Genomic DNA, 2519 nt, shown 5'->3' with positions numbered 1-2519 from the left:
CTCGAACCCCACGGCTTCTTCAACCAAAACCCCACCCTCAACCTCCCCACCGGAACCACACCCACCACCAACGACGACACCTGCTGCCACACCACCAACCAATAAGCAGGCACCACTTCATGAGAGAGCGGGCTGACTAAGAGCAGCCCGGCAACCGGTTCCCGGTGCGGCCTCCAGCGGCACCGGGAACCTGACCAGACTTCGGTCCCCGGTGCTGCTCAAAGCCGTACCGGGGACCGAATCCATCTTCCCCGTGACCCCGGCCCGCGCATTCGTGGCCGAGCAACCGTCTGCCAGCATCCGCGCGCCGAGCAATCGTCCGCAGCATCCGTGCGCCGAGCAATCGTCCGCCGGCCATCCCCAGTGAGAGCGTGATCCACGTGTTCAATACCCCACTTACCCTGGACCCTGACCCTGGTTCTCGTGGCCGGCGGAATCCATTACGCGATGAAGGCCATCCGGTCCCGGCGCACCACGGAGCGCATTAACAACAGTCTCCACGCTCTGATGCACACCCTGATGGCGGCCATGCTCTGGGACGCCGCAGCCTTCATCACCCTGGCTCAGATCGCCGTCCTCGCGGCCGCCGCCCTCTGGTTCATCATCCAAGCCGTGGCCCGCCCCCAGTTCAGATCCTTCTGTGCTGGTTCCCGGGACCGTCTTAAATGCCTCTATCACAGCCTCACCATGGCCGCGGCAGCCCTCATGATCGCTATGATGGCCATCCCCGCCCTAGCCCCGCCGGCGCCACCCGGCTCCGCCATGACAGGGTCTGGAATGCCAGGTTCCGGAATACCAGGGTCTGGAATGGCAGGTTCCGGAATGAGCAGCCACGGACACCACGCCAGCACCGCAACGCTCGGCCCTGCAACAGCTTCCGTGCACACAGCTGCCCTGGCCATCGCTTTCACCGTGATCTTCGGGAGCGCCGCAGTCATCTTCCTGGTCCTGCTCGCGCGTCGCCACCGGCGGCCTGCCCATCAGGCCACAGGGCATGTTCAGGCCACTGCGCATGTTCAGGCCACAGGGCACGTTCAGACCCCAGGGCACGTTCAGGCCACAGGGCACGTACAGGCCACAGGGCACGCCGCCCGTCTGGATCATGTGCTCGAAGCCGCAGGCGCCATCGTCATGGCCCTCATGTTCGCCACCCTCGCCGTCTAGACAAGGCAGGGACCAAACCCTGGAGCCAGCCTGCGTTGAGGTGTTGTGAGTTAACGAGCCGGAGTTAGCCACAGCCCAGTGCGGGAAATCTAGCCAGCCACCGTGAAGGAAAGAGCCACCGTGAAGCTGACCTCGGGTGCGGCCGAAGGCGCCACCTCGGGATGCATTGCCCACCACGCGGCACACGCGGCCCGCCAGCTATCGAGGTGGTCCTCGCGTCCGCTGACCGTCACCGTTGTGACGGTGGCGGTGGCAACGGCCTCACCGCACGAGTATGAGACGCCGTCGGGTTCTATGGTGGGGTACCCCTCGTAAAGCTCCGCGAGGGAACCAATCAGAAAGTCCGGCCTCTGATCAACGTGCGCCGCCAAGGCGGTGTGCACCGAGTCCACCCCTGTCAGGACGAGCACGGTATCCATTTTTGCCCGGTTTCCGCCGAGAATGTCCGTGTCCAGCCGGTCACCCACCACCAGCGGACGGGCCAGACCTGAATGGCGGGCCGCAGTTTCAAAAAGAGCGGGCCCAGGCTTGCCTGCAACTGATGGCCTTTTCGAGGTAGCTGCGGCCACCGCGGCCACGAATGTTCCGTTCCCGGGTGCGAAACCGCGCTCTTGGGGAAGTGACATGTCGGTGTTCGTGGCTACCCATACTGCGCCCGCGGCCACGGCGTAGGCGGCTTCCGCCAGGTCTTTCCACCCCAGTTCGGGCGAGAACCCTTGGATGACTGCGTCCGGTTGGTCATCGGCCGAATGGACCACCACGAGCCCCTGTGCCCTCACAGCATCAGCGAGGGAATCGCTGCCGACCACCAGCACTGCTGAGCCTTCAGCGACTTGCCCGGCCAGGAGTTCCGCACCAGCCAGCGCTGAACCGAACACCTGTTCCGCCGTGGCTGGGGCTCCCAACTCACGAAGGTGGGCAGCAACTTGCTCGGAGGAACGGGACGCATTGTTAGTCACGTAGGCTAAGCGCTTGCCTTCCTCGCCAAGCCTCTCCAGCGCTTCTGTGGCCCCGTCGATGGCCCGCGGTCCTGTGTAAACCACCCCATCGAGGTCCGCGAGGACGCCGTCGTATCCGTCAATCAGCCGCTTAGTCATGGACGGCACCCCTCTTTGTTGAGCTCATGATGCTTCCTCCCTCAAAGTTCGTGTCAAGAGCGACGGGTCTGCCGCCGACAAAAATGAACGGCTGCGGACCCTGATATTCCAGGGCCCGCAGCCGTAGTTGTGACGTCCCGCAACCCCTGTAGATGGCGGGACGCCACGGTCTGTGGAAAGAGTTAGACGATGGCGTTGCGGAGGGCCTTCGCGGCCAGCGCAGGATCCTCAGCACCATAAATAGCGCCACCAGCAACA

General features: G+C 64.2%; 2 protein-coding genes. One reads left to right on the top strand and one right to left on the bottom strand.

Annotated elements, in window-relative coordinates:
• Positions 1–423 precede the first annotated feature (423 nt).
• Complete coding sequence (locus CQ020_RS23905) at positions 424–1164, top strand: DUF5134 domain-containing protein (RefSeq protein ID WP_146116701.1); 741 nt, start codon at positions 424–426, stop codon at positions 1162–1164.
• Between the two features lie 89 nt (positions 1165–1253).
• Here CQ020_RS23905 and CQ020_RS23900 read toward each other — a convergent pair whose 3' ends face one another.
• Positions 1254–2261 (bottom strand): HAD-IIA family hydrolase, encoded by a 1008-nt coding sequence (locus tag CQ020_RS23900; protein ID WP_105694317.1) that lies wholly within the window; start codon positions 2259–2261, stop codon positions 1254–1256.
• Positions 2262–2519: the final 258 nt, after the last annotated feature.

The sequence above is a fragment of the Arthrobacter sp. MYb23 genome (assembly GCF_002979775.1).
Classification (GTDB): Bacteria; Actinomycetota; Actinomycetes; order Actinomycetales; family Micrococcaceae; genus Arthrobacter.
The sequence above is the reverse complement of the archived record's forward strand: the minus strand, read 5'-3'. Positions and strand labels throughout refer to the sequence as shown.

What these genes read in the sequence shown, in the direction of transcription:
- CQ020_RS23900 (WP_105694317.1), bottom strand. Translation starts at nt 2,261, where the DNA reads ATGACTAAGCGGCTGATTGACGGATACGACGGCGTCCTCGCGGACCTC.